The following is a 26026-nucleotide window of genomic DNA, read 5'->3' on the forward strand; positions in this document are numbered from 1 at the left end:
GGCTCCCGCGGATGCGGCCGTGCACCGTCCGGCCCCCTCCCGGTGGACGCACTGCCGGACGCCCACCAGATTTGGGCAAATGAGCGTCCAAGTCCCCCAGGAGAGGGTCTCCCATCGTGCGTGTCCAGTCGCTGACGCTGGCCGCGGCCGCGACAGCCGCCCTGCTCGTGTCGGCCCCGGCGATGCTGACCACCACCCCCACCACGGGCCGCCCCGGAAGCCCTGTCGCGCCCGGGCGGGAGGGCTCCGTCCGGGCCGTCGACCTGCTGGCGAGGCTGGGTGGCTGTGCCGCCGTCTCGAACGGGCGCTACCGCAGCGACGACGGCACCCGTGCCGACATCCCGGTCTGCGGTACCCCGGACGCCGTCTTCTGGAAGGCGGACATGGACATCGACTGCGACGGCAGACCGGGCCCCCTGTGCAACAGCCGCACCGATCCGCTCTTCTCCGAATCCACGGCCTTCCAGCAGTCGGACGGGCGCTACCTGAGCGCCGAGACCCTGCCCTACATCGTCGTCCCGGCCACCAGTGACATCTGGAACTACCGGGACCACGGCATCGAGCCCGGCTCGGTGGCGGCCGTGATCTACCAGGACCGCGTCGAGTACGCCGTCGTCGGTGACACCGGGCCTCAGGACATCATCGGCGAGGCCTCGTACGCGACGGCCGCCGCGCTCGGTATCCGTCCCGATCCGCGAGGCGGCGGTACGCCCTCCGGAGTCACCTATGTCGTTTTCAAGAACTCCCGGGTGTCCCCCATCGAGGACCACGCCGCCGCCGTGGCGGCGGGGGAGCGGCTGGCCCGGAAGCTCCTGGGCGAGGGATAGCCGCCAGTCCGGCGCCGAAGCCCGGCGCCGAAGTCCGCTGTCAAGGTCCGGCGCCGAAGTCCGCTGTCAAGGTCCGGCGCCGAAGTCCGGTGTCGAGGTCCGGAGTTCGGCGCCGCCGCCGACGCCGGGCCGGGGGCGGCGGAGCACCCCGCCCCGCACCCCGGGCGCCCAGGACCGGCCGTCCGGTCCCGGGCCCGGACGTCAGACCGCGGCCCAGCCGTTGTCGACGGGCAGGATCACGCCGTTGATGTTGCTCGCCGCGTCCGAGGCGAGGAACACGATCGCGGCGGCCTGCTCCTCGGCCTCGGCGGGCCGGCCCACGTTGCCCATGTATGCGCCGAGGACGGCGGGGCCGTGGGCACCGGCATCGAGGTCCACGGTGATGCCGGTCCTGGTGCCGCCCGGGGCGATGGCGTTCGTGCGGATGCCCTTGTCCCGGTACATCACGGCGAGGGACTTGGTGAGCCCCACGATGCCGTGCTTCGAGGCGGTGTACGCGGCGCCGGCGGCACTGCCCCGCAGGCCCGCCTCCGAGGCGGTGTTCACGACGGCGCCCTTGCCGGCGGCGAGCATGTGCGGCAGCACCGCCCGGGTGAGCAGGAACGGGGCCGTGAGGTTGACCCGGATGACCCGCTCCCACTCCGCGTCGCTGACCTCGGCCACCGCCGACATACGGTCCATGATCCCGGCGTTGTTCACCAGCACGTCGACTCCGCCGAACCGCTCCACCGCGGTCGCGGCCACCCGGTCGACGACCTCCTGCTCGCTCAGGTCGCCCGTGACGGCCACGGCGCTGCCGCCGACCGCCTCGATCTCCTTGACGACCTCCGCGGCGCCGTCGGCGTTCAGATCGGCCACGACCACGCGCGCGCCCTGGGCCGCGAAGGCGAGGGCCGTGGCACGGCCGATGCCCGAGCCCGCGCCGGTGACGATGACGCTGCGGCCGTCCAGTCCAGTGGTGGTCATGACGTTCTCCCAGAGGTGCGTACAGGTGCGGCCGAGATGCCGCGCTGCCACAGTACGACTTAATGTCGCTGAATGACAGAAAGTCTCGGGGGTGATGACGGAGATCGCTAGAATCGCCGCAGTCCCGTGCAGCATCCGCAGACGGAACCAAGGAGCCATCAGTGCCGGACAGCGCGATCGGCGAACACCCCGGCCCGGGCCGCGGTCGTACCGGGCGGCCACCGCTGACCGACGAGCGCAGGGCCGAGATCCGGCTGGACATCGCCCGCGCCGCGGTGGAACTCTTCGTGGACCAGGGCGTCGCCGCCACCACCGGGGATCAGATCGCGCAGGCCGTCGGCGTGTCCACGCGGACCCTGTGGCGTTACTTCCCGAGCAAGGAGAGCTGCGTCAGCCCCATGTTCGCGGCCGGGATCGACGCGATCGCCGCGGCGCTGCGCGCCTGGCCCTTGGACACTCCCCTGGAGCACGCCCTGGAGCGCGCGTCCACGAGTGCCGAGGGCCCGATGGCGATGCCGCAGCCGCCGAGGGTCCGCACCCTGCTGAGACTCACCCGTACCGAGCCCGGACTGCGGGCCGTCTGGCTCCAGGCCCATGACGAGGCCGAGCCGGCGTTCGCCCGCGCCCTCGCCGACCGCGCGGGGCTCGGCGCCGTCGATCTGCGCTCGGAGATCCGGGCCGCCATGCTCAACGCGGCTCTGCGCGCGGCGGTCGAGCACTACGCGTGGGGCGCCGACGAGGACGAGCCCGATCCCGTGACGGCCCAGTCGGAGATGGCGGCGACCATCCGCTCCGCTCTCATCGTCGCGGCGGAAGGGATCTCCTGATCCCGGTCCACGCTCCTCGGCGCCCGCCCGCTTCGGTCCTCACGCTTCCCGCTCCACGCACCTCCGCTCGTCCCACCTCCCGGACCGCGGATTCCTCCGTCCTCACACCTTCCGGTAGGAGTACGCCTCCGCTGCCGCCGCCTCCACCGCGGCGAGGTCGGCGCCCGCCGAGGCCGTGACGACCGCGGCCACCGCCCCCTCGACGAAGGGGGCGTCCACCAGTTTCGTGTTGTCCGGGAGTTCGTCGCCCTCGGCGAGCAACGCCTTGACGGTGAGCACGGCACTGCCCAGGTCGGTGAGTACGGCGATCCCGGCGCCGCGGTCCACGGAGGCCGCCGCGGCGGCTATCAGCTCGGCGCTGGTGCCGAGCCCCCCGTCCAGCGTGCCGCCCGCCGCGGCGACGGGAGCGAGCGCGCCGCCACCCGCCAGGCCCGTCGCCAGTGCGGCGACGGACGTGGCGACGGCGGTGCTGTGGGAGACCAGCACGATGCCGACGAGTCGTTCCTCGGTGTCACTCACCGGCCGCCTCCACGAGTGCCGCGATCAGCAGCGCCGAGGACGTGGCGCCGGGGTCCTGGTGCCCGATGCTGCGCTCGCCCAGATAGCTGGCCCGGCCCTTGCGGGCCTGCAGCGGCGTCGTCGCGACGGCGCCCTCCTCGGCGGCGGACTTCGCCGCGGCGAACGACTCGGCCAGCGCGTCGACCGCCGGCACCAGGGCGTCGATCATGGTCTTGTCGCCGGGCGCGGCTCCGCCCAGCGCCATCACCGCGTCGACGCCGGTGCGCAGCGCGTCCGTGAACTGTTCCTCGGTGACCTCGGCGGCGTCCCCGAGCGCCTTGCCGGTCCGGCGCAGCAGGGTGCCGTACAGCGGCCCGGACGCGCCCCCGACCGTCGAGATCAGCTGCCTCCCGGCGAGCATGAGGACGGCGCCCGGGGTGTCCGGGGCCTCTTTCTCCAGGGTGGCGGTCACGGCGGTGAATCCGCGGTGCAGATTGCTGCCGTGGTCGGCGTCACCGATGGGCGAGTCCAGTTCGGTGAGCCGTTCCGCCTCGCGGTCCACGGAGGCGGCGGTCACCGTCATCCAACGGCGGAAGAAATCGGCGTCGAGCACGGAATCTCCTTGCGTGGTACGAAAGTTGACCTGGCGCCTGCCGGCTGACGCCGAGCGGCGGCCGGCCTCTCGTCGACCGGGCTCACCCGCACCGGTTCACAGGCCGGGATCACGTGCGCCGGTCCGTCGGCCGGGTTCGCGTATCGCGGCCCGTCGGCCGGTTTCACACGCCCCAGCGCAGTCCCGGTGTCTTCACCGGCGCGTCCCACAGGCGCAGCAGGTCCTCGTCCACCTCGCACAGGGTCACCGATGCGCCCGCCATGTCCAGGGAGGTGACGTAGTTGCCGACCAGGGTGCGTGCCACGGGGATACCCCGTTCGGTCAGCACGCGCTGCACCTCCGCGTTGTAGCCGTACAGCTCCAGCAGCGGGGTGGCGCCCATGCCGTTGACGAGGACCAGCACCGGATTGCGTGGTGCGAGGTCCTCCAGGACGGCGTGCACCGAGAAGTCGGCGATCTCGCGCGAGGTCATCATCGCGCGCCGCTCCCGGCCCGGCTCGCCGTGGATGCCGACGCCGAGCTCCAGCTCTCCGGGCGGCAGATCGAACGTCGGGCTGCCCTTGGCCGGGGTCGTACAGGCGCTGAGCGCGACGCCGAAACTTCGGGAGCTCTCGTTGACCTTCCGGGCCAGTGCCTCGACCGCCTCCAGCGGTGCGCCCTCCTCGGCGGCGGCGCCCGCGATCTTCTCAACGAACAGGGTCGCGCCCGTTCCGCGCCGCCCGGCCGTGTACAGACTGTCGGTGACGGCCACGTCGTCGTTGACCAGGACCTTGGCGATCCGGATGCCCTCGTCCTCGGCCAGCTCCGCCGCCATGTCGAAGTTGAGGACGTCGCCGGTGTAGTTCTTCACGATGAACAGGACGCCCGCGCCGCTGTTCACCGCGGCCGCCGCCCGGAGCATCTGGTCCGGCACCGGTGAGGTGAAGACCTCGCCGGGGCAGGCGGCCGACAGCATTCCGGGGCCGACGAATCCGCCGTGCAGCGGCTCGTGCCCGGAGCCGCCGCCGGAGACGAGGCCCACCCTTCCCGCGACCGGGGCGTCCCTGCGTACGATCACGCGGTTCTCGACGTCCACCGTCAGCTCCGGATGGGCTGCCGCCATGCCCCGCAGAGCGTCCGCCACCACCGTCTCCGCCACGTTGATGAGCATCTTCATGGGAACCTCCTGGCGAGATCAACAGTCGGGTTTCTGATCTGCGTTTTCCCTGGTCAAGCCTGGTGCGGGTCGTTCTTGATCTTGGCGTTTCACGGTGCTCGTCGTCGGACCGCGGCGGTAGCCATGCTGAGCCGATGCCGACGTGCGTGACGGTCTGCCAGGTGTGCGGGGCGGTTGGATGCGGGTCGGCGGGAGTGCTGTCCTCCCCAGTATCGACCTTGCGGTAGCGAAGGTCACGTGCGTGGACGCTCGGGGCGGTGCGCGCGTACCTGAACCGCTCTCTGCCGTCCACGTCCGGGGGTGGGGCGCGACGAGGGGTGACATGTGCTCGTGGCCGGGCGCACGGCGGTTCCACCCGGCACCGCCGGATGGCGGAAATTCTCGGACGATCATGCCCTCATCGAGACCAACGGCGGGGCAGACGTGCTTCGCCGGATCGATCGGATGGTGATGCGAGAGGGCTTCGAAGCCTTCTACGCCGACGACGGACACTGTCTCCGCCGTCTCCGGACGCGCAGGAGGTGGGCCGCGCGCCGACCCGGCCGTCGTGATGGTCGGGGACGTGACCGGGGCCGGGTGAACGAACGCGCTGGAAGGCGTTCTTGAACGCCTTCCAGCACGTCGTCACGCGCAATGCGTCACCGGGGCGACGTCACTTGCCGTAGTACGCGTTGTGGATCGTCAGCGTCGACTCGTTGCCCTGCTTGTCCGTGACATCGGCGAGGAACGAGATGCCCTCGCCCTTCGCCGGGTTCTTCACGGAGATGCTGCCGCTCTCGACCCTCACGGGCTGCCAGGTCGTTCCGCCGTCGTAACTCACGGACACGACCAGCGACTTGAGGTTCTTCCCGGCCGCCGAGCCCTGCACGGTCACCGGGACCTGGACCGACGTGCCCGCGGGGGCGCGCGAGGCGAGGTCGACGGGGGCCGCGAAACGGACCGTGGACACCGGCAGCGCCGTGGTGGCCGCGACCTCCTTGGAGCGGAACGTGAAGCTGGTGTCGATGCGGGTGGAGGCAGCCGCGACCTTCGCCGATCGTTCGACGGAGGCCGTCAACCGGTATTCGGCGTCGGCGGAGTCGACCGTGAAAGGCTTCTCGCCGCTCAGCGGGTCGTCGTTGTCGCCGACCTCGACCCCGTCGCGGTACAGCGCCGACGTGGCCGAGGTGTACGTCGAGGAACCCACGTGGCCCTTGCCGTCCGCGAACAGCGGCAGGGAGCCGATGATCCGCTGCTCGCCCGTCGCCGGGTCGGGCGCGGTGCGGAAGACACCCATGTTCTCGCCCAGAAGCGGGCCGAACACGCCGGTGTTGAACTTCTCGCGGTACGTCCTGCCGGCCTCGAAGCGCCTCGGCTCAGACGTCTGGTAGGACCCGTCCAGGGCCGGGTAGCCCCACTCGTCGGGCTCGCCCAACTGATTCATCCTGGTCAGCCACTTGACGCCGTCGGCGGTGGAGACGTAGAAGGTGCGCGTGCCGGGTGCCGCCTGCGGCGCCGTGAACCCGTTGCCCTCCGGCGCACCCGGCAGATGGGCGTAAGGGGAGACGAGAGCGGTCTTCCCGGCGGCGGAGGCACCGATGCCGACCTTGAGCGTCGCCAGCTCGTCCGCCTTCACATGCTTGGTGTAACCGGTCGCGACCTCCCGCGTCTTGCCGCCGTAGGCCACCGAGTACTGAGTGGTGGTGTCCTTGAGGAAGTGCGCGTCCCAGGTCTGCAGGAGCGAGCCGTCCGTGACGGCCGGACCCATGTGCGCGGTGCGGAAGCCGGTGAAACCTCGGAGGACCCAGCCGTTGCCGACGGAGCCGATCTCGGTCGCGCGCTCGTAGTAGGTCCCCCCGAGGTCCGCCGTGTCGAGGCCGGGCACGGTGATGTCCACCGGCTCGGTGGTACGCGCGTCGGCGGTGACCGTGGTGTCGCCGGAGACGTCCAGCTTCGGCTGGGAGATCCAGTCGGTGCCCTTGGTGAAGTCCGACGGATCCTGGTAGACGGCCGTGTCGAACATGTACGAGCCCTTGGGCACGCGGATCGTGTGCGGGCCCGGCTCGTTGCCGATACGGGCCTGGAAGCCCTTGGCGGGGCCGGCGACGCCGATCAGGGTGTTGGAGAAGTTCTGTGCGTCGGTGCCGTCGCGGCCGATGGTCCTGAGCGTGACGTCGTACGATTCCACCTCGCGGGCGGCCGCCACGGCCGTGCGGACGGACTGGCCCGCGCCGGTGGCGGTGACGTAGCCCGAGTAGGTGCCGTCGGCGTCACCGATCCTGGTGTCGGCGGTCAGGTCGACGTCGGTCCTGCCGCCGGCGGGCACGGTCACCCGGGTGGTGCCGAGCGCGAAGAACCCGGCCGGGGCCGGCTTTCCCGCCGCGTCCAGCGCGGACACCGACAGATCGAGGGTGACGTCGCTGCTCCCGAGGTTGCGGTAGCCGATCTTCCTGGTGAGGGGCTGGTCGTCGGTGTGCGGCCACTGCGCGACGCCGAAGTTCAGCGAGACCGGATCGGCGATCACGCTCTGGGCCAGCGCCTTGTCGACCTGGATACGGCCCGAGCCCTGTTGGAAGACGGTGTAGTCGCCGCCTTTGGCCGACGCGATCAGCGCGCCCTTGAGCTCGGCCGCCGTCCAGGTCGGGTGCTGCTGCTTGAGGATCGCCGCCGCGCCCGCGACGTGCGGGGTGGCCATGGAGGTGCCGTCGAGCTGCAGGTAGCCGGGGGCCGGGTGCGGGATACCGGGGTCGGTGTCGAACTGGCTGCCGGAGGCGGCGGCCGCGGTGATGGCGACGCCGGGGGCGGTCACGTCCGGCTTCACGGCGCCGTCACCGACGCGCGGCCCGATGCTGGAGAAGGACGCCAGCTTGTCGTCCTTGTCGACGGCGCCGACGGTCAGCGCGGCGTCAGCGCTGCCCGGCGAGCCCACCGTCGACTCGCCGTACTCGCCGTCGTTGCCCGCCGCGACGGCGAACAGGATCCCCTTCTCGGCGGACAGCCTGTTGACCTCCTCCTCCAGCGGGTCGACGCCCGGGGAGTCCGAGCTGCCCAGGCTGAGGTTGACCACGTCCGCGCCCTCGTCGGCGGCCCACTCCATACCCGCGATGATGGCGGAGTCGTCCCCGAATCCCTCGTCGTTCAGCACCTTGCCGCTGATCACCTTGGCACCCGGTGCGACGCCCTTGTACGTACCGCCCGACCTGGCACCGGTTCCGGCGGCGATCGAGGCGACGTGCGTGCCGTGCCCTACGTGGTCCACGGTGTCGGGCGAGCCGGAGAAGTTCTTCTCCGCGATGACCTGGGTCTTCAGGTCGTCATGGGTCCTGTCGACGCCGGTGTCGAGGACGGCGATCTTGACGCCGGTGCCGTCGTACCCGGCCTCCCAGGCCTTGTCCGCGCCGATCTGCTGGACGCTGCTGTCCAGGCTGGCCCTGCGCACCCCGTCCAGCCAGACCTTTTTGATGCCGGAGGCGGTGGCGCGCACGCCGCTCCTCCGCTCGTCGGTCAGCGCCTCCCACACCTTGGCCACATCGTCCCGCGACGTACGGATGGCGTCGGCGTCGATGGTGGGCAACGTGCGCCGCAGCTGGGTGTCACCGGCCGAACGCACCTCGGCCCGTGCGGCGCCGGCGCCCCCGTCGTACTGCACGATCAGCTTGAGCCCGTCGCGCTGGCTCTTGCGCAGCAGCGGGGCGGTGAGCTCACCGACGTCGAAGAGCCGCTGGTCCAGCTTCCCCGTGGCGATCAGGCGCTGCGCGTCGCTGGGCACCACCAGCGTGTGGTCCTTGATGCGCTGCACCTGTACGGGTATGCGCTCACGGCCCTTGGCGGGCTCGAAGCCCACCACCTGGCCCTTGGTGCCGACCACCACACGGTCGCCCGTGATGAGCTGGATCCGTTGGCCGCCGTCGAAGCGCGCGTTGTCCGGTGTGGTCGTCGTGTTCGCGGCGATCGCTGTCGTGGGGCCGGTCATGCCTGCCACGAGGGCCACCGACGTGGCCGCCGCGATCGTGAAGGCCCGTGCTCTCTGCACTGTTGAGCGCAAGTCTCCCCCAGGAGCTTGAGATGAAGGCGAGTGGTCGTTTCCGGCCGTGGAACGGAACGTCGCTCGCCGGTCAGCGCAGTATGTGATGTGAGGGATGCATGATCAACGGCGTGGCAGGAGTGAAGAATCGAGGACATGACTTCAAGACACCTTTGGAAACGCTGACGTTGAGGCGAGCCGGGGCGGCACGACCGATGGCCGTGCCGGGCCCCCGTTCATGTGGCGCCCCACCCCTTGCGTGGTCGTGATCTACGGCGGGCGGCTCAGTGTGGGGTGCGGCCAACCGAGGTGCACCGCCACCGCGTTCGTGAACGGATCGGTGTTCTAGCCCCACACCGGATCGGTGTTCTCGCCCCACACCGGGCCGGCGTTGTCGCCCCACACCGGGCCGGCGTTTTCGCCCCCGTACCGGGCGCAGCCCTCGCGCGGTCCGAGGAGGCCCGCCCTGGCACCTGGCGTCGTCTCCGGGGCGGCGAACGCCTGGACGGACAGGCCGATTTGACTGAGCTGTCCACGGGAAGCGCGCGCCCCGGCTCGCGGGCCCGCAGGTCGGCGAGCGCCCGTGCGCCCCCGGACACCGGCACATCCGCGGACGGAGCGCGCTCTTCCGAATGGCCGGATCGTCATCTGCGTGAGCCTGTCGCAGTTCGGGCACGGGAGCGCCGTCGTGACCCACGGGCCACCCTCCGGGCGGGCATGGAAGCCGGGCGCGCCACCGTGCCACAGGTCCGGCGGCCGGGACGCTTGCCGCCGCGGCCGGGTCGCATCAGGCAGCCGTGGCGCGACCGCCTCGGCGTGGGCGCCGCCTCGGATCGGGTTCCCAGAAGGCGAAGGGATTCCGGATCCGATGGGGCTTCGAAGATGCAGAGCCGGCTCCGTCCGCCACCGGCTGGAAGGCTGCGCGCGCGGTTTTCAGGTGCGGCAGCCGCCAATCGGCGCGCGGCAACGGCGAACTGACGGTCATCCCGCACAGGATTCCAGCCGGACCCGGTTGGGTGTTCCGGCGCGCCGGAGTGTGGGGCCTCGCGGTCGGTGTCGGTGACCGCCCTCGTGACCTGCCCGCCGTCGGGGATACAGCGCGGGGAACTTCTGGTCCTTGGTCGAGTGGCTCCGTGGCGTCCGGTCACAGAGCCTCCGCACAAACCGTTTGGTGGATCACGAGGACCACTGCTAGCTTTCGGGAGGCCGTGCGAGAGAACGAGGAGGTGGTACCCGTGAACGTATTGACATGGGTGCTCTCCTCCGGAGTCACGGTCGGGCGATAGGTCGTCCGGGAGCGCCGTACATGCGCACTCTCGAAAGGCACGACCATGCACTTCACGTCTGAGCAGCGCCTCGATGACGGCGTCCTCGAGCGCGAGTTCACCCTTGGCGAGATCCCCGGCATCCTGTGGACGCCCCCATCCGCATCCGCGCCGGCGCCGCTGATCCTGATCGGCCACCCTCCCCTGGGACTGCGCAGGATGTACCCCCGGCTGGCGGGGCGGGCCCGGTACTACGCGGCGGAGTACGGCTTCGCCGCGGCCACCATCGAGCTCCCCGGCAGCGGTGACCGGCCCCGTTGGGACGCCGTCGAGCAGGCCCGCGCCGACCTGCGCCGGGCGATGCAGGCCGGCGAGCCGGTTGGCGAGGAGATCGTAGACGCCCTCGTCCTGCCGCTGGTCGAAAAGGCGGTCCCGGAATGGCAGGCCGCACTGGACGCGCTGCTTTCGCTGCCGGAGATCGGCGGCCCGGTCGGGTTCGAGGGAGGAGTGATCTCCATCGGCATCCGCCTGGCGGTGGTCGAGCCGCGCATCGCGGTTGCCGGCTTCTTCGCCGGGAGTCTGATCCCCGCCGCCATCTTCGAGGAGGCCCGCCAGGTCACCATTCCGCTCCGGGTCCTGTTGCAGTGGGACGACGAGGGGAACGACCGGCAGGCGGCCCTCGACCTGTTCGACGCCTTCGGCTCCAAGGAGAAGTCCCTGCACGCCAACCTCGGCGGGCACACCGGCGTCCCGCGGTCCGAGATGGAGGACGGGGCTCGCTTCTTCGCCCGGCACCTGAAGTAGGCCCGGACCGTCAGGCCGGCAGCGGACGGTCAGCGGCGTCGGCCATCATGCCGTCATCGATCTGCCCGCGTCGACGAGACGGTCGAGGAGAGTCAACAGGTGGGCGATTCGGCAAGGTGTAGGCCTGGTCGGTTCGTCCATGACACGGATGCCGGCGGCCGCCGGGCCATTGTCCGGTATGCCGACGTCAGGAGGCGGTCCGGGCGGCCGTCGACATCCGCGCGGTACCGCTTCGGCGAGCGGGGCGACGGAGCCCGGGTCCGTGCTTCGCCGATCCGCTCGCCGACCGGCCTGCCCGGCCGGCGAGCGGATCGGCCGTGCGGGGCGCTGACACCGTGAGGTGTCGGCGCTCGGACGGCGATGGTCACCCGCGCGGACGTTCTTCCGGTGACTGCGCATGCCGCACCCGTCGGTTCCACGCGCCCTGACGCACTCCCTCCCCTCGGTCGCGGGCGTACGTCTTCCCACGACCGAGGGCGTACCACCTCCGCGCCTACTTCCCCGCGTTCCGCACCCGGAGGCTGCCGCGCTCGTTCTCCTTGAGCGCCCGGCCGATGATCAGGCGCTGGATCTGGTTGGTGCCCTCGAAGATCTGCATGACCTTGGCCTCGCGCATATAGCGCTCGACCGGGAAGTCGCGGGTGTAGCCGGCCCCGCCCAGTACCTGGACCGCGTCGGTGGTGACCTTCATGGCGTTGTCGGTGGAGATCAGCTTGGCGATCGACGCCTCCGACTGGAACGGGAGCCCCTCGTCCTTGAGGCGGGCGGCGGCCAGCGTGGTGGCCCGGGAGACCTGCACCGCCGCGGCCATGTCGGCGAGGACGAAGGCCAGCCCCTGGTGCTCGATGATGGGCCGGCCGAACGTCTCCCGCTCCCGCGAGTAGCGCAGCGCGTGGTCCAGCGCTCCCTGGGAAAGGCCCGTGGCCACCGCCGCGATGCCGAGCCGTCCGCAGTCCAGCCCGGCGAAGGCGATCCTGAGCCCGTCGCCCTCCTCGCCGAGCCGGCGGCGGGCCGGGACGCGTACGTTCTCCAGGCGCACGGTGGCGGTGGCGGACCCGGTCAGGCCCATCTTCTGCTCCGGGGGATCGGCCACCACACCCGGAGTGTCGGCCGGGACGAGGAAGCAGGAGATGGCGCGTGAGCCCTCGTCGGACGTACGCGCCATGACCGTGTAGAAGTCCGCGTACCCACCGTGCGTCGTCCAGGCCTTCGCACCGTTGAGGACGTAGTCGTCGCCGTCCCGGACCGCGCGGGTGCGCATCGCGCCGGGGTCGGAGCCCGCGTGGGCCTCGGACAGGCAGTAGGCGCCGAGCAGCTCGCCGCCGAGCATGTCCGGGAGCCACTCCTTCTTCTGCTCCTCGGTGCCGAACGAGGCGAGGGCGAAGCAGGACAGCACGTGCACCGAGACACCGACCGCCACGCTCGCCCACACGGCGGCGATCTCCTCGAGAGCCTGGAGGTAGACCTCGTAGGGCTGGTCACCGCCGCCGAACTCCTCGGGGTAGGGCAGGCTCAGCAACCCGGCCCTTCCGAGCGTGCGGAAGACCTCGCGGGGGAAACGCCCCTCGGCCTCCGCCTCGGCGACGCGCGGGGCGAGCTCCTTCTCGGCGAGCTCGCGGGTCAGGGCGATCAGGTCGACGGCTTCCGGCGTGGGGAGCGTGCGGGTCGCGGGCATGGCATGTCCTCGGTGGTGGCAGTTCGCTGGACGATTTTGATACGCCAGGCGATACAACAGTATCGTTTTTGGTACCGCCCGGCCATGGCGACCCCGACCCTCGACGGATCCACCGTTCCGTCGGCCTGCCGGTCCGTGGGCCTGCCGGTCCGTGGGCCTGCCGGTCCGTGGGCCTGCCGGGCCGTCGGCCGGCTTGCGCGTCCTGGAACTCGGCAGGCTCGGGCCGCCTCCCCGCGCGGTCATGGCGCCGGCCGGTCTCGACCCCGCCCGGCTCCCCGGCCGGAGTGGTCGGCCTTACCCGCCCCGCGGTTCCCCGGGACCGCTGGCCCGCGGTTCTCCGGCACCCCCGGACCGCGGTTCACCCGCACGCCCGGTCCGCGGGCGACCGCCCTGGGTGAGCCGGGAGTGGACATGGCTGCGCCGCTGCCGCGGGACGGGAGCGTGGACGCGCGGGCCGCGTAACGCGTGGGCCGCGCGGACGTCAGGCGGGTGTCAGGGCGAAACGGCGTGGACGATGAGCGACGCCAGCTCGGCGTAGGCCTCGGCGTCGTTCAGCCCGGTGCGGGCGGCGACCTCGCCCCGCTGGATCTCCTGCATCGTGGCGGCCACGACCTCGCCCACGAACGCGGCGTGGACATCACGGAACGCCCCGGCGGCCACGCCGTCCGCGATCAGCTGCCTGATCCTGCCCGCGGCGAGGCGTGTGTTGGCCTCGTACACCTCGCGGGCCGGCTCGAACTGCGCCATGTCGTCGAGGAACCGCCGGGACAGCGGCCGCAGCTGCTGGGCGACCGCGTTCAGGTAGACCACCACACGCTCGGAGGGTGCGGAGGTGTCCGCGACCCGCTTCTCGACGGCCTGGGCGGCCTCCCGGAAGTAGTGCTTCACGGCCTCCCGGACCAACTCCTGCTTGCTGCCCGCCAGTTGGTACAGCGTCGTCTTCGAGCAGTGCAGCCGCTCGGTCAGCTCGTCGAGGGTGAACGCCGCGAAGCCCTCCGCCACCAGCAACGCGACCAGCCGTTCGAGCAGGTCGGTCTGGCGGGCGGTGCGACGTGTGGACGGCATGATCTCAGCGTAACCGTTCCTCCTTTACCGTAACCGTCGCCCCTCCAGGAGGGTGATTCAGGACAGGAGGCGTGCGGTCCGGGGCCGGGGGGTGCCGCCAGGGTCCGGCGGGAGGCGCCGCCACGGCCCGGGCAGTGGCGCACGGCCCAAGGTCAGCGGGCGGTCCAGCCCCCGTCGACGACGACCGTCCGACCGGTGACGTGGCTTCCGGCGCTCGGCGAGGCACGGCGGTCCACCGGCTCCGCGGCGCCGGTTGTGCGGCATCGGCGGACGGACCGAGTCGGTTCAGGAGGTCTCTTCGGGGGAGGCGGGCGCGGGCGCCCGGAGGTCCTCCGCTTCCGGGAGCTCCTGTACGTCGACCCCGCGTACCTGCGCCAACTCGTGCTTGAGCGCGGCCAGTTCGGCACCGCCCGCCATGTGGTCGGTGAGTTCCGCCAGTCCGATCTCGCCGCGGTCGGCGCTGAGTTCGAGTGTGCCGAGCCGCAGGACGCTGAAGTGGTCGCCGACCATGTAGGCGTGGTGCGGGTTGTGGGTGATGAAGATGACCCCGAGGCCTCGGTCGCGGGCGGCGGCGATGTACTTGAGGACGACACCCGACTGTTTGACGCCGAGCGAGGCGGTCGGTTCGTCGAGGATGAGGACGCGGGCGCCGAAGTGGACGGCGCGGGCGATGGCCACGGACTGCCGCTGGCCTCCGGAGAGCGTGCCGATCGGCTGGTCGAGGTCGTCGAGAACGATGCCCATGGCGCGCAGTTCCTCGTCGGCGGTCCGCTTCATCCGCGTGATGTCGAGACGGCGTACCGGCCAGGGCCCCTTGGTCAGCTCGGAGCCGAGGAAGAAATTCCGCCACACGGGCATCAGCGGCACCGTCGCGAGGTCCTGGTAGACGGTGGCGATGCCCTTGGCGAGAGCCTCGCGCGGGGTGGCGAAGCGCACCGCCGTGCCGTCCACGAGGAACTCGCCCGCGCTGTGCTGGTGCAGCCCCGAGATGATTTTGATGAGGGTGGACTTGCCGGCCCCGTTGTCACCGAGGACGCACGTCACCCGGCCGGGGTGGACGGACAGGGAGACGTCGTGCAGGGCGCGGACATGGCCGTACGACTTGCCGGCGCCGCGCAGTTCGACGATCGCGGCGCTGCCGTCCCCGGGCGGGATGTCCGGGAGGACGGCGCCCGCGGTTCCGGATCCGTTGTGTGTCATGGGACGGTTCACCTCCGGGTCGCCGTGCGGCGGACCCACAGATTGACGAGCGTGGCGCCGAGCAGCATCACGCCGAGGAAGGCCTTGAACCAGTCGGGGTTCCAACCGGCGTAGACGATGCCCTGGTTCACCATGCCGAACATGAAGGCGCCGAAGACCGGGCCGATCGCGGAGCCGTAGCCGCCGGTGAGAAGACAGCCGCCGATCACCGCCGCGGCGATGTAGATCAGTTCCTGGCCGACGCCTTCGCCCGACTGCACGGTGTTGAAGGAGAACAGCTCGTGCATGCCGACGAACCAGGCGCCGAAGCCGACCGTCATGAACAGCGTGATCTTGGTGAAGGTCACCGGAACGCCGACCGCGCGGGCGCTGTCCTGGTCGCCGCCGACCGCGAAGACCCAGTTGCCGTACCTGGTGCGCAGCAGCACCCAGGTGGTCAGGGCCGCGAAGACCAGCCACCACACGATTGTGATCTTCAGCTGGACGCCGCCGACGTCGAACGACGAGGCGAAGATCTTCTTCGCCTGCGCGAAACCGTCCATGTCGCTGATGTCGTCCGTGGCGACGTTGCCGGTGACCAGCTTGGTGACGGCGAGGTTCACCCCTTGCAGGATCAGAAAGGTCCCGAGCGTCACCAGGAAGCTCGGCAGCCCGGTGCGGACCATCATCCAGCCGTTGAACGCCCCGATCGCCAGCGAGACGACGAGCGCGACGACGACACCCGCCCAGACGTTCATGGTCAGTTGGTAACTGAGCATGCTCGCCGTGAGCGCCGAGCTGACCACCGCGACACCGGAGGACAGGTCGAACTCGCCGCCGATCATCAGCAGCGCCACGGGCAGTGCCATCAGGCCGATCGTCGACGACTGGTAGAGCACCGTCGCCATCGAACCGCCGGAGCGTACCGAGGGTGCCGCGATCAGGAAGAAGACGAACACGGCGACCGCGCCGAGGAACACCCCGACCTCGGGCCGGGCGAGCAGCCGCAGCGCCAGGGGGCGCCGGGCCGTCCGTCCGTCGGTCGTCCGGGGACCGGGAGCCGGCGGCGCGGTCACCGTCGGTCCGGCCGGCTCGGCCGTGCTCATCACCGGGTGCCGTTCGCCGCGAACTTGGCGACGGCGTCGACATTGCTCTTGTCCACGAACGCCGGACCGGTCAGCACCGGCTGCTCGCCGCCGCCGCTGTAGTTGCCGTTGTTCTTGTAGAGCCACAGCGAGTCGATCGCCAAGTAGCCCTGGAGGTACGGCTGCTGGTCGACGGCGAACTGAATCGTTCCCTTGTTGATGGCGCCGGTGAGGTCCTTGTTGAGGTCGAAGGTGGCGATCTTCGCCTTGCTGCCGGCGTCGGCCACCGACTGCACCGAGGTCAGGGCGTAGGGGGCGCCGAGCGTCACGACGTAGTCGATCGCGGGGTCCTGCTTGAGCTTCGCGGTGATCGTGGACTTCACAGAGGGCATGTCGGTGCCGTTGACGTACAGGTTCTCCGTGGTGCCGCCGAAGGTCTTCTTCACGCCGTCGCAGCGCTGGGTGAGGCCGATGTTGCCCTGCTCCTGGACCACGCAGACGGCCTTCTTGGCGCCTTCGGCGTTCAGCTTCTTGCCGAGGGCCTCGCCCGCGACGGTCTCGTCCTGGCCGAAGAACTCCGTCAGGCCCAGCTTCTTCCAGTCACTGAGACCGGAGTTGAGACCCACAACGGGTATGCCGGCCGAAGTCGCCTTGCCCACCACGTCCTTCATGGCGTCCGGCTTGGCCAGGGTGATCGCGATCCCGTCGACCTTCTGGTCGATCGCGTTCTGGACGAAGTTGGCCTGACCGCCCGCGTTCGGGTCGGCGGAGTAGACGAGCTTGATGTTGTCCTTGGCGGCGGCGGCCTCGGCGCCCTTGCGGACGATGTCCCAGAACGTGTCGCCGGGAGCCTGGTGGGTGACCAGGGCGACCGTCATCCGCGGTGTGTTCGCCTTTCCCGCGGCGGCACCGTTCCCGCTCTCCTCGGCCTTCTTGCCGCCCGAGCCACTGGAGCAGCCCGCGGCGAGCAGCGCGGACGCCGCGGCCAGGGCCACGAGGGGGGCGATTCTCCGGGAACGGGGGTGGAACGTGCGATCCATCTTTCCAGCACCTCACTGTGCGACCGGGGGAGAGGGAACGGGACGGTAGGGGGCGCGGGCCCGTGCGGGGTCCGCGGGGCGGGTCCGGACGACGGGTCCGGACGGCGGTCCCCGGACGGCGGGTCCGGGGGCGATCCGGTGGAGCGGCGGTTGCGTTGGGACCGGATACAAGTCCCTGTCGCACCCGCCTGTCAATACTTTGTTAAGACATCATTTCAGGAGTAGGTTCGAATGTCCGTACAAACGGTTGACAGGGCAGAGTCGAGCGTCCTACACCTGAAAGGCACAGGGCGCCTCCTCGCCCCTCGCCGCATCCCATGCATCCCCCACATCAGGAGCATCACGCCTGCCCGAGTCCGCCGGACCCTCGCGCGCGTGACCGGGCCGACCGGCAACACCCCTGAACGGAGCCCGACTTGAGCATCAGCATCCCCGATCTGGTCACGGTGCGCGCCCGGCACCCGGAGGCCGTCGCCGAAGCGGCCGCCCGCCGGGTCCGGCGCCCGCTGATCGGCGACAGCGGCCGTCTGATGATCGTGGCCGCCGACCACCCGGCACGCGGCGCGCTCGGCGTGGGCGGTCACCGGCTCGCCATGGCCAACCGCGCCGACCTCCTCGAACGCCTCTGCGTGGCACTGTCCCGGCCCGGTGTCGACGGTGTGCTCGCGACCGCCGACATCCTGGAGGACCTGCTGCTGCTCGGCGTCCTGGAGGACAAGGTCGTGGTGGGCTCCATGAACCGTGGCGGACTCGCCGGCGCCTCCTTCGAGATGGACGACCGCTTCACCGGCCACCGCCCCGAGGACATCGAGCGCTTCCGCCTAGACGCCGGAAAACTCCTGCTGCGTATCGACTACGACGACCCCGGCTCGCTGGCGACCCTGGAAGCCGGCGCCCGCGCCGTCGACGCCATGGCGGCACGCCGACTGCCCCTGTTCGTCGAGCCGTTCATATCCCGCCGGGAGAAAGGCACCGGCGCGGTCCGCAACGACCTGAGCGCCGAGGCCGTCACCCGCTCCATCGCCATCGCCTCGGGCCTCGGCGGAACCTCCGCGTACACCTGGCTCAAACTGCCCGTCACCAGCGACCCCGACGACATGACCGAGGTCCTCGAGACCTCCACCCTGCCCGCCGTACTGCTCGGCGGAGAGGTGGGTACGGACCAGGAGGTCACCTACGAGAGATGGCGCAAGGCGCTCCGGCTGCCCACCGTGCAGGGCATGGTCGTCGGCCGCTCACTTCTCTACCCGGCCGACGGCACGGTGGAGACGGCGGTGGACACAGCGGTCGCGCTCCTCTGACCGCGCACCCGAAGGCGCGCGGGTCACTCCGCGCCGATCGTCACCCACGCGCCCGACTCCGCGGAGCGCGCCATCGCGTCCAGGGCGGTCGCGCTGCGGACCGCGTCGACCGGCGTCGCGCCGTACGGCCGGTTGTCGGCGATGGACCGAAGGAAGGTGTGCGCCTCGACGACCTTCAGGTCGTCGTAGCCCATGCTGTTCGCCGCGCCCGGCTGGAAGGCGGCGTAGTCACCGGCCCCCGGACCCACGTATACGGTGCTGACCGGCTGGTCCTGGTACGTCGTGCCCCGGCTGACGCCGAGCTCGCCCATCCGGCGGAAGTCCCAGAACACCGCCCCCTTGGTGCCGTGGATCTCGAACCCGTAGTTGTTCTGCTCGCCCACCGAGACCCGGCACGCCTCCAGGACGCCGCGCGCGCCGGAGGCGAAGCGCAGCAGGCAGTTGACGTAGTCCTCGTTCTCCACGGGCGCCGGCTCGCCGCCCGTCGCGCGGGTGTGACCCTCGGTCGCGCCGTCCGGCCGGGCGCGCAGCGGCACGAAGACAGCGGTGTCCGCCGCCAGCGCCTCGATCTCGCCCAGCAGGAAGCGGGCCAGGTCGACACCGTGCGAGGCAAGGTCGCCGAGGACCCCGCTGCCGCCCCGCTCCCGCTCGTAGCGCCAGGTCAGCGCGCCCTCCGGATGCGCGGCGTAGTCGCTGAAGAGGCGGATGCGCACGTGGGTGACGTCGCCGATGCCGCCGGAGGCGATCAGCTCGCGCGCGGCCGCGACGGCGGGGGCGTTGCGGTAGTTGAAACCGACGGTGCCCCGGACACCGGCCTTGGCCACCGCGTCCGACACGGCTCGGGCATCGTCGGCGGTCAGGCCCACCGGCTTCTCGATCCAGATGTGCTTGCCGGCCTCGGCCATGGCCACACCGATCTCCCGGTGCAGGAAGTTGGGCGCGGTGATGCTCACGGCCTCGACGCGTGGATCGGTCGCGATCTCCCGCCAGCCGCGGACGGCGGTGGCGAAGCCGTACCGTGCGGCGGCCTCGTCGGCCCGGCCCGGCACCTCGTCGGCGACGGCGACGAGTTCGGGACGCAGGGCGAGGTGCGGGAAGTGGTGGAGCACGCGGGCGTACGCCTGAGTGTGCACCCGCCCCATCCAGCCGAACCCCACGACGGCGACACCGAGCGTACGCACCATGACTGCCCTTCCTCGGATCGGTCCGACGAACTCCCGGCTCACAGTGAAGCCCCGTCCCGTCCGCGTGCCCATCGCTTGCGCACCGGACTTTTCACACGGGTGCGCGTCGCGTCCGGGCCGGGGCTTCACGCGCCGGCCCGGACGGCCGGGCTTCACGCGCCTGCCGGTCCTCGCCCGGCCGGACCGGGACCGGGTCGGGATCCGAGGGGCCGGGGCACGCCGCAGGTCAGGCCAGTTTCTTCAGCAGCTCCGCCGCGAGCGGGGCCGCGGAGGCCGGGTTCTGGCCGGTGACGAGGTTGCGGTCGACGACCACCTTCGGGACCCACGGCTCGCCCTCCTGGAAGTCGACGCCCGCAGCGACGAGCCGGTCCTGGAGCAGCCACTTGGCCTTGTCGGCGAAACCGGCCTGGGTCTCCTCGGCGTTCGTGAACGCCGAGACCCGGTAGCCCGCGAAGGAGTTGGTGCCGTCCTCCCCGGTGGCGGCCAGCAGCGCCGCCGGACCGTGACACACCACGCCGAGCGGCTTGCCCGACTCCAGCGCGCGGGTGAGCAGCCGGCCGGACTCGGTGTCGGTCGAGAGGTCCTCCATCGGGCCGTGCCCGCCCGGGTAGAAGACGGCGGCGTAGTCGTCGAGGTTCACCTCCGACAGCTTGAGCGGCTGCCGCAGCTCCGTCATGGACGCGAGGGTGCGCTCGACCTTGTCGGCGCCTTCCTGGCCGCCGTTGAAATCGGGCGCCAGGCTCCCCTGGTCCACGGTCGGGACGACCCCGCCCGGGGTGGCGACGACGACTTCGTGCCCGGCCGCCTTGAAGGCCTCGTACGGGGCGGCGGCCTCCTCGGCCCAGAAGCCGGTCGGATGCGCGGTGCCGTCGGCGAGCGTCCAGTGGTCGGCGCCGGTCAAGACGAAAAGGATCTTCGACATGGTGCGATTCTCCGAGTGTGCGGGCCCTGACGGCCTGGAGCGGATTCCGGTCGTACGCCCCCGACGTTCCGTGCGTGGACCGGCGGGGTGGCGTCGTACTCGACCGTATGCGGGCCGGACGCGGCTGACCAACAGGAACCCGCGCGCGGCGCCGGGCCACCCGAGCGGACCACGGCACACCCGTCGACCGTGGCGATGCCCGTGAGCCGCGACCGACTAGCGGGCGACGGACGCGCGCTGTTCCAGGACCCGCAGTGCCCGTTCCGCCCACTCGATGATCGCCTGCTCGAAGGCGCGTCCCCCCAGGAGCGTGAGATACGGGCCGACCCGCTCGGCCCCGGCGAGGTACTCGTCCTCGGTGCGCCCGTCGAGCAGGCGGGCGCCGATCCGGTCGTAGTGCGCCAGCTTGGCACGCGCCGACTCCAGGCGCTCGGCGATCGACGCCCGGACGGCATCGGCGTCCCCCTCGTCGAGGGCGTACACCTTGACCATCAGCTCGTCGCGGATCGCCGTGGGCCGCGCGGGCCCGGCGGTGAAGGCGGCCAGGACGTCGAGCCCCGCCGCGGTCAGGGAGAACACCCGTTTGTTGGGCCGGCGTTCCTGTCGCACGAGCCGGGCCTCGATGAGTCCCTCGGACTCCATCCGGTCGAGTTCCCGGTAGAGCTGCTGCGGGGTGGCCATCCAGAAGTTGGCCACCGAGGCGTCGAACCCCTTGGCCAGGTCGTAGCCCGACGCCTCGCCCTCCAGGAGCGCGGCCAGTACCGCGTTGCGCAATGCCATCCCGCAAGGCTAGACGGCCTGCCTCCGCAGGACTAATCTTATCCGCACCTAATCAATTAGTTGAGTAAGAAGGGTGGGCGCAATGAACTCCTTCCGCAAGGCCGTGGAGGCCGGGGACCTCGGCGCGGTCGAGGAGCTGCTGGCCGACGACGTCGTGTTCACCAGCCCCGTCGCGTTCAAGCCCTACCCGGGCAAGGCGATCACCGCGGCCATCCTGCGCGGTGTCTGGCGTGTCTTCAGCGACTTCCGCTACGTCCGTGAGATCGCCGGGGCCGACGGCCGCGACCACGCGCTGGTCTTCACGGCCAAGGTGGGCGACAAGGAGATCAACGGCTGCGACTTCCTGCACTTCGACGAGGACGGACGTATCGACGAACTCACCGTGATGGTGCGTCCGTTGACGGCCGCGCAGGCGCTCTCCGAGGCGATGGGCGCGCAGTTCGAGCAGATCTCCCGGGAAGCGGCCGGCGCGTGAGGGCCCTGCCCCACGCTGTTTGAACCGACCTCCTCCGGCTACCCGCCTGTTGTGACGACGACGACTTCACAGCAGGAGCTCTTCCGGTTCCTGGAGGACCGCTTCACCTGCGCCCAGGCCTGCACCGAGTGTGCCCGTACCTGTGCGCTGCGCGCGAGCCTCCTGGATCCCGACGGACCGAAGAAGCAGGAATCCGCACGGCGGGCGGGCGTCCTGTGCGCGGAGGTGTGCGAGGCGACCTGCAATCTGCTGTCGCGCGAGCTGGGGCAGAACGAGAGAGGTATCCGCGCGCAGTTGGAGTGGTGCCGTGACGTCTGTCTGGAGTGCGCCGACGCCTTCGACGAGTGTCCCGGCGCCGAGTCCGCGGCGCAGACCTGCCGTGAATGCGCCCAGGCCTGCGCGGACTTCATCGCCACGCTGCGATGACCAACCGGGGCGCCCCGGTTCAGGGCACAGGGGTGAGGAACGAGGGAGTCCCCGCTCGAGGCGCTGCGGTGATGAACCAGGATGGCCCGGGTCAGGGCTCTGCGGCGAGGGCTCAGGCGCCCGGGCCGGGACTCTGCCGTGAGGGAAGGCCGTTGGGCCAGGCTCTGCGGTGAGGGTGCCCCAGGCGGCCCGAGGCAAGGCCCCCGGTGAGGGTGAGGGCAGCCTGGGCAGGACTCCGGGGCGCCGATACGGCCGCCCGGGTCGGGACGCTGCCGTGAGAGCAAGGGCCGCCGGGGAAGGACCGTGCAGCGAGGGCATCGGTCGTTCCGGTCAGGCCGGTTCGGCGAGTGGGCGTCCGGCGCGGAGGTTCCAGCGTCCCGCGCGGCCGCTCAACTCCGTGACGGTGAGCGGCGGAACGTCCACGCGCCAGAACGCCGACTCCGGCGCCCCCAACACCCGTACCACCAAGGCCCGTACGACCTCGGGCTCCACCACCGCGACGGTACGGCCGTCGAACTCGCCCGCCGCGTCGAGGCGTTCCGTCACCCGGTCGCACAACGCCCGTACAGACTCCCCGTCGTGCGGCGCCGAGGTGGGATCGGCGAGCCATCGGGCCACCGCCTCCGGCTCCTTCGCGCTCACCTCGGCCAGCGTCGCCCCACGCCAGCGGCCCACGTCCAGACCGGCCAACTCCGGCGCCTCGACGCCTCCGTCGAGCCCGAGCGCCGTCGCCGTCTGCCGGCACCGCACGGTGGGGGAGACCCACAGCCGGCTTCCGGCCGGGACGGCACCCGCTCCGGCTGCCGTCCGGGCGGCCCGCAGGCCCGCGGCGTCCACCGGACTCCTGTCGTCGAAGCGGGCCTCGCGCAGGGCTTCGCTGATCGCCGCGGAGATCAAGATCACTCGGCTGGTCATGCCATCACTCTCATGCGTCGTGGACCGGGCTCATGCGCCGGGCTCGTGCGTTGTGGACCGTGGCCCGTGGCGAACTCCCCAGCCCGGTAGGGCAGTTGTCGTGCTTCCGGCGCTCGGGGCGCACACGGGTCGGGGCGTGCGCCCTTGGCCCCGAACCGGCTTCGCGGTACGGTCACGTGGATATTGACGACGGTTCGGCGGAAGCCCGGTGAGAATCCGGCACGGTCGCGCCACTGTAAGCCCGGCACGTGCCGCTCCGGCCAGGGGCGGTGGAGGCGGGCCAAGTCAGACCCGTGGCTGTCGTCCTGTGCACCACCGAGATGGGACGCGAGTTCCCCAGGAGGTTCTGCCCCATGGCGCAGTCCGTCGTCCAGCCGACCGTCACCCCCACCGCCGTTCCCGCCAAGCTGCCGATCGGCGCGATCGTCCCCTGGGCGGTCTTCTTCGGCATCCTGATGCTGGTCCTGCTCTACTTCGTCGGCGCCGAACAGGGCGCCACCTCCCTCGTCTCCGGCGAGAACGTCCACGAATGGGTCCACGACGCCCGGCACCTGCTCGGGTTCCCCTGCCACTGACGGCGACAGGGAACGTACGAGCAACGATATTCCGCGAGGGCCGGGAAACCGGCCCGCACGAGGGGGCGGTGCCCGGGAGACCGGCACCGCCCCCTCGTGCGCACCGCGCACCCCGCACCCGCAATCCGCAGCCCACGCCCCGCACCCTCGGCCCGGCATCCTCCCGGAGACGTCGGCGTCATCGGCATTCCCAATTTCTGGAACACGTTCTACGGTGTGCGCCGTCAGGTCGGGCTCGAGGAGGCAGGAGGCGCCGTGCATCTCGAATACACGCCGGAGCAACAGCGGTTGCGCACCGAACTGCGGGTCTACTTCGCCGAGTTGGTGCCGGACAACGCCTACGCGCGCTACGGCGATCCGGCGGCGCAGAAGCGCTTCTACCGCGAGACGATCCGACGGCTCGGCGCGGACGGCTGGCTCGGGGTCGGCTGGCCCGAGGAGTACGGCGGGCGGGGCCTGAGCCCGATGGAGCAGTTCATCTTCTTCGACGAGGCGGCCCAGGCCGGGGTACCGCTGCCGCTGATGGCGCTCAACACCGTCGGACCGACGATCATGCGGTTCGGCACGGAGGAGCAGAAGTCGTACTTCCTGCCGAAGATCCTCTCCGGAGAGCTCGACTTCGCGATCGGCTACAGCGAGCCCGACGCCGGGACGGACCTCGCCGCGCTCAGGACCAGGGCCGTACGGGAGGGCGACGAGGAGAGCGGCCACTACACGGTCAATGGCCAGAAGATCTGGACGACCAACGGCGACACGGCCGACTGGGTGTGGCTCGCCGTCCGTACCGAACCGGACGCCCCGCCCCACAAGGGCATCACCATGCTCCTCGTGCCGACCTCCGACCCCGGCTACTCGTGCACCGTGATCAACACGCTCGCCTCGCACGACACCACCGCGAGCTACTACGAGAACATCCGCGTCCCCGCCACGCGCCGGGTCGGCGAGGAGAACAAGGGCTGGCGGCTGATCACCAACCAGCTCAACCACGAGCGCGTCACCCTCGCGGCGCACGGCACCATGGCCATCCGCGCCCTGCACGACGTGCAGCGCTGGGCGATGGAGACCAAACTCGCCGACGGCCGCCGCGTCGTCGACCTCCCCTGGGTCCGCCGCCTCCTGGCCCGCACGCACACCAAGCTGGACGCCATGAAGCTCCTCAACTGGCGGATGGTGAACGCTGTCCAGGAGGGCACGCTCACCCCGCAGGACGCCTCCGCCGTCAAGGTGTACGGCTCCGAGGCGCGCCGGGACGCGTACGCCTGGCTGATGGAGATCGTCGCGGCCCCCGGTGTCCTCAAGGAAGGCTCCGCCGGCGCCGTCCTGCACGGCGAACTCGAACGCGGCTACCGATCGGCCGTGATCTTCACCTTCGGCGGCGGCAACAACGAGATCCAGCGGGAGATCATCTCGTGGATCGGACTGGGGATGCCCCGGGTGCGGCGCTAACGACTCCTAAAAAAGGCGGCTTGTGGATCTCCGGGAATGACGGCGTGTCAGTTCTCGTTGATGCTGACCGAAGGGGGTGCGAGCCAGTCGAGACCAGGAAGACCGCTGCCAAACCCTGGGAGATCGAAGACGAGTTGTGGGCGCGCATCGAGCCGCTGCTGCCGGTTGTCCCGCGCAATCCGCGGCGTCCGGGTCGTAAGCGTCTGGATGGTCGCAAGGCGCTGCGCGGGATCCTGTTCGTGCCGTACACCGGGATCCGCTGGGAGTTCCTGCCCCAGGAGCTGGGTTTCGGCTCGGGGATGACCTGCTGGCGACGGCTGCGGGACTGGAACGAGGCCGGGGTCTGTCAGCGCCTGCACGAGCTGCTGCTCTGTGAGCTGCGGGCCGCGGACCTGCTGGACTTCTCCCGGGCTGCGGTCGACTCCAGCCACATCCGCGCGATGAAGGGCGGGCCGGTTACCGGTCGGTCCCCGGTGGACCGGGGCAAGACCGGCAGCAAGCACCACCTGATCGTCGAGGCACACGGCATCCCGCTCGCGACGATCACCACCGGCGGCAACCGCGACGACGTCACCCGACTGATCCCGCTGATCCAGGCCGTCCCGCCGATCCGCGGCAAGCGCGGCCGGCCACTGCGCCGCCCCCAGCACCTCTACGCCGACCGCGGTTATGACCACGAGGTCCACCGGGACAAGGTTCGCCGGTTCCAGATCACCCCGCACACCGCCCGGCGCGGCGTCGGGCACGGCTCCGGCCTGGGCGTCTACCGCCGGGTCGTGGAAGGGGCGATCGCGCTGCTGCACTGGTTCCGGCGCCTGCGTACCCGCCGGGAGATCCGCGACGACATCCACCACGCGCTCGTCACCCTCGGCTGCGCCGTCATCTGCCGGCGACGACTGCGCACCGCACTTTGCTGGGAGTGAGGGCAGGCGATGTGCTTGAGGAGATGGCCTGCTCGATGCGTCAGAACGCACTCGTAGCAGTCGAGCAAGCACAGCC

At 71.0% G+C, this 26026-nt stretch carries 23 protein-coding genes and 1 riboswitch; of the genes, 9 read left to right on the plus strand and 14 right to left on the minus strand.

The genetic code is table 11. The features are described 5' to 3' along the window. Positions 1-116: 116 nt before the first annotated feature. Entirely contained in the window at positions 117-827 is a 711-nt protein-coding gene (locus ACIQRL_RS18055) for a glycoside hydrolase family 75 protein (protein WP_401332300.1), read from the plus strand. Between the two features lie 201 nt (positions 828-1028). On the opposite strand, the gene ACIQRL_RS18060 is transcribed toward ACIQRL_RS18055, so the two are convergent. Continuing rightward, positions 1029-1793: an SDR family NAD(P)-dependent oxidoreductase gene (locus tag ACIQRL_RS18060; RefSeq protein WP_401332302.1), complete on the minus strand. Its 765-nt coding sequence runs from the start codon at positions 1791-1793 to the stop codon at positions 1029-1031. Positions 1794-1954: 161 nt separating this feature from the next. On the opposite strand from ACIQRL_RS18060, the gene ACIQRL_RS18065 reads away from it, so the two are divergent. Next, positions 1955-2620 (plus strand): TetR family transcriptional regulator, encoded by a 666-nt coding sequence (locus tag ACIQRL_RS18065; protein ID WP_401332304.1) that lies wholly within the window; start codon positions 1955-1957, stop codon positions 2618-2620. Between the two features lie 102 nt (positions 2621-2722). On the opposite strand, the gene ACIQRL_RS18070 is transcribed toward ACIQRL_RS18065, so the two are convergent. The 4 genes from ACIQRL_RS18070 to ACIQRL_RS18085 form a co-directional block, all read right to left on the minus strand. Continuing rightward, positions 2723-3139 (minus strand): PTS fructose transporter subunit IIA, encoded by a 417-nt coding sequence (locus ACIQRL_RS18070; RefSeq protein WP_401332306.1) that lies wholly within the window; start codon positions 3137-3139, stop codon positions 2723-2725. Beyond that, entirely contained in the window at positions 3132-3731 is a 600-nt protein-coding gene (gene dhaL / locus ACIQRL_RS18075; protein WP_401332308.1) for a dihydroxyacetone kinase subunit DhaL, read from the minus strand. Before dhaL ends, ACIQRL_RS18070 begins: the two co-directional genes overlap by 8 nt. 163 nt (positions 3732-3894) lie before the next feature. Continuing rightward, positions 3895-4887, minus strand: coding sequence for a dihydroxyacetone kinase subunit DhaK (gene dhaK, locus ACIQRL_RS18080; protein WP_401332310.1), 993 nt, complete (start codon positions 4885-4887; stop codon positions 3895-3897). A gap of 652 nt (positions 4888-5539) precedes the next feature. Beyond that, positions 5540-8899 (minus strand): S8 family peptidase, encoded by a 3360-nt coding sequence (locus ACIQRL_RS18085; protein WP_401332312.1) that lies wholly within the window; start codon positions 8897-8899, stop codon positions 5540-5542. Between the two features lie 1322 nt (positions 8900-10221). Between ACIQRL_RS18085 and ACIQRL_RS18090 the strand changes: the two genes are divergently transcribed. Next, entirely contained in the window at positions 10222-10959 is a 738-nt protein-coding gene (locus ACIQRL_RS18090) for an alpha/beta hydrolase (RefSeq protein WP_401332314.1), read from the plus strand. A 493-nt stretch (positions 10960-11452) separates the two neighbouring features. Here the strand turns inward: ACIQRL_RS18090 and ACIQRL_RS18095 are convergent, their stop codons facing one another. The 5 genes from ACIQRL_RS18095 to ACIQRL_RS18115 all read right to left on the minus strand — a co-directional run bounded on the left by ACIQRL_RS18095 (position 11453) and on the right by ACIQRL_RS18115 (position 17003). Next, positions 11453-12634 carry an acyl-CoA dehydrogenase family protein gene (locus ACIQRL_RS18095; RefSeq protein ID WP_401332315.1) on the minus strand — a complete coding sequence of 394 codons (1182 nt, stop codon included), beginning with the start codon at positions 12632-12634 and terminating at the stop codon, positions 11453-11455. 492 nt (positions 12635-13126) lie between these two features. After that, positions 13127-13699, minus strand: coding sequence for a TetR/AcrR family transcriptional regulator (locus tag ACIQRL_RS18100; protein ID WP_401332317.1), 573 nt, complete (start codon positions 13697-13699; stop codon positions 13127-13129). Between the two features lie 285 nt (positions 13700-13984). Next, complete coding sequence (locus tag ACIQRL_RS18105) at positions 13985-14899, minus strand: ATP-binding cassette domain-containing protein (protein WP_401332319.1); 915 nt, start codon at positions 14897-14899, stop codon at positions 13985-13987. Positions 14900-14907: 8 nt separating this feature from the next. Next, positions 14908-15984: an ABC transporter permease gene (locus tag ACIQRL_RS18110; protein WP_401332321.1), complete on the minus strand. Its 1077-nt coding sequence runs from the start codon at positions 15982-15984 to the stop codon at positions 14908-14910. After that, the gene (locus ACIQRL_RS18115; protein ID WP_401332323.1) at positions 15984-17003 is read right to left on the minus strand and encodes a sugar ABC transporter substrate-binding protein; all 1020 of its coding nucleotides are present in this window, start codon (positions 17001-17003) and stop codon (positions 15984-15986) included. Before ACIQRL_RS18115 ends, ACIQRL_RS18110 begins: the two co-directional genes overlap by 1 nt. A 416-nt stretch (positions 17004-17419) precedes the next feature. Here ACIQRL_RS18115 and ACIQRL_RS18120 point away from each other — a divergent pair, with 416 nt between their 5' ends. After that, positions 17420-18304, plus strand: a complete 885-nt coding sequence (locus ACIQRL_RS18120; protein ID WP_401332325.1) for a deoxyribose-phosphate aldolase — start codon at positions 17420-17422, stop codon at positions 18302-18304. Between the two features lie 23 nt (positions 18305-18327). Here the strand turns inward: ACIQRL_RS18120 and ACIQRL_RS18125 are convergent, their stop codons facing one another. The 3 genes from ACIQRL_RS18125 to ACIQRL_RS18135 form a co-directional block, all read right to left on the minus strand. Further along, the gene (locus tag ACIQRL_RS18125) at positions 18328-19488 is read right to left on the minus strand and encodes a Gfo/Idh/MocA family protein (RefSeq protein WP_401332327.1); all 1161 of its coding nucleotides are present in this window, start codon (positions 19486-19488) and stop codon (positions 18328-18330) included. Between the two features lie 226 nt (positions 19489-19714). Next, positions 19715-20410, minus strand: coding sequence for a type 1 glutamine amidotransferase domain-containing protein (locus tag ACIQRL_RS18130; RefSeq protein WP_401332329.1), 696 nt, complete (start codon positions 20408-20410; stop codon positions 19715-19717). A gap of 216 nt (positions 20411-20626) precedes the next feature. Further along, on the minus strand, positions 20627-21190 hold the full coding sequence (locus tag ACIQRL_RS18135; RefSeq protein WP_401332330.1) for a PadR family transcriptional regulator: 564 nt from the start codon (positions 21188-21190) through the stop codon (positions 20627-20629). A gap of 82 nt (positions 21191-21272) precedes the next feature. Here ACIQRL_RS18135 and ACIQRL_RS18140 point away from each other — a divergent pair, with 82 nt between their 5' ends. Together ACIQRL_RS18140 and ACIQRL_RS18145 are read left to right on the plus strand one after the other, a co-directional pair. Next, positions 21273-21665 carry a nuclear transport factor 2 family protein gene (locus tag ACIQRL_RS18140; protein ID WP_401332332.1) on the plus strand — a complete coding sequence of 131 codons (393 nt, stop codon included), beginning with the start codon at positions 21273-21275 and terminating at the stop codon, positions 21663-21665. Between the two features lie 51 nt (positions 21666-21716). Further along, positions 21717-22091 carry a ferredoxin gene (locus tag ACIQRL_RS18145; protein ID WP_401332334.1) on the plus strand — a complete coding sequence of 125 codons (375 nt, stop codon included), beginning with the start codon at positions 21717-21719 and terminating at the stop codon, positions 22089-22091. 330 nt (positions 22092-22421) lie between these two features. Here ACIQRL_RS18145 and ACIQRL_RS18150 read toward each other — a convergent pair whose 3' ends face one another. Beyond that, entirely contained in the window at positions 22422-23006 is a 585-nt protein-coding gene (locus ACIQRL_RS18150; protein WP_401332336.1) for a histidine phosphatase family protein, read from the minus strand. Positions 23007-23205: 199 nt separating this feature from the next. Further along, positions 23206-23297, plus strand: a riboswitch (cobalamin riboswitch). Positions 23298-23359: 62 nt separating this feature from the next. Between ACIQRL_RS18150 and ACIQRL_RS18155 the strand changes: the two genes are divergently transcribed. The 3 genes from ACIQRL_RS18155 to ACIQRL_RS18165 all read left to right on the plus strand — a co-directional run bounded on the left by ACIQRL_RS18155 (position 23360) and on the right by ACIQRL_RS18165 (position 25950). Then, positions 23360-23581, plus strand: a complete 222-nt coding sequence (locus tag ACIQRL_RS18155; protein ID WP_355853992.1) for a CbtB-domain containing protein — start codon at positions 23360-23362, stop codon at positions 23579-23581. A 255-nt stretch (positions 23582-23836) separates the two neighbouring features. Continuing rightward, the gene (locus tag ACIQRL_RS18160; protein ID WP_401332338.1) at positions 23837-25027 is read left to right on the plus strand and encodes an acyl-CoA dehydrogenase family protein; all 1191 of its coding nucleotides are present in this window, start codon (positions 23837-23839) and stop codon (positions 25025-25027) included. Positions 25028-25149: 122 nt separating this feature from the next. Continuing rightward, on the plus strand, positions 25150-25950 hold the full coding sequence (locus tag ACIQRL_RS18165; RefSeq protein ID WP_401332428.1) for an IS5 family transposase: 801 nt from the start codon (positions 25150-25152) through the stop codon (positions 25948-25950). The last annotated feature ends 76 nt before the right edge of the window (positions 25951-26026 follow it).

Source organism: Streptomyces sp. NPDC091209 (genome assembly GCF_044757755.1).
Classification (GTDB): Bacteria; Actinomycetota; Actinomycetes; order Streptomycetales; family Streptomycetaceae; genus Streptomyces.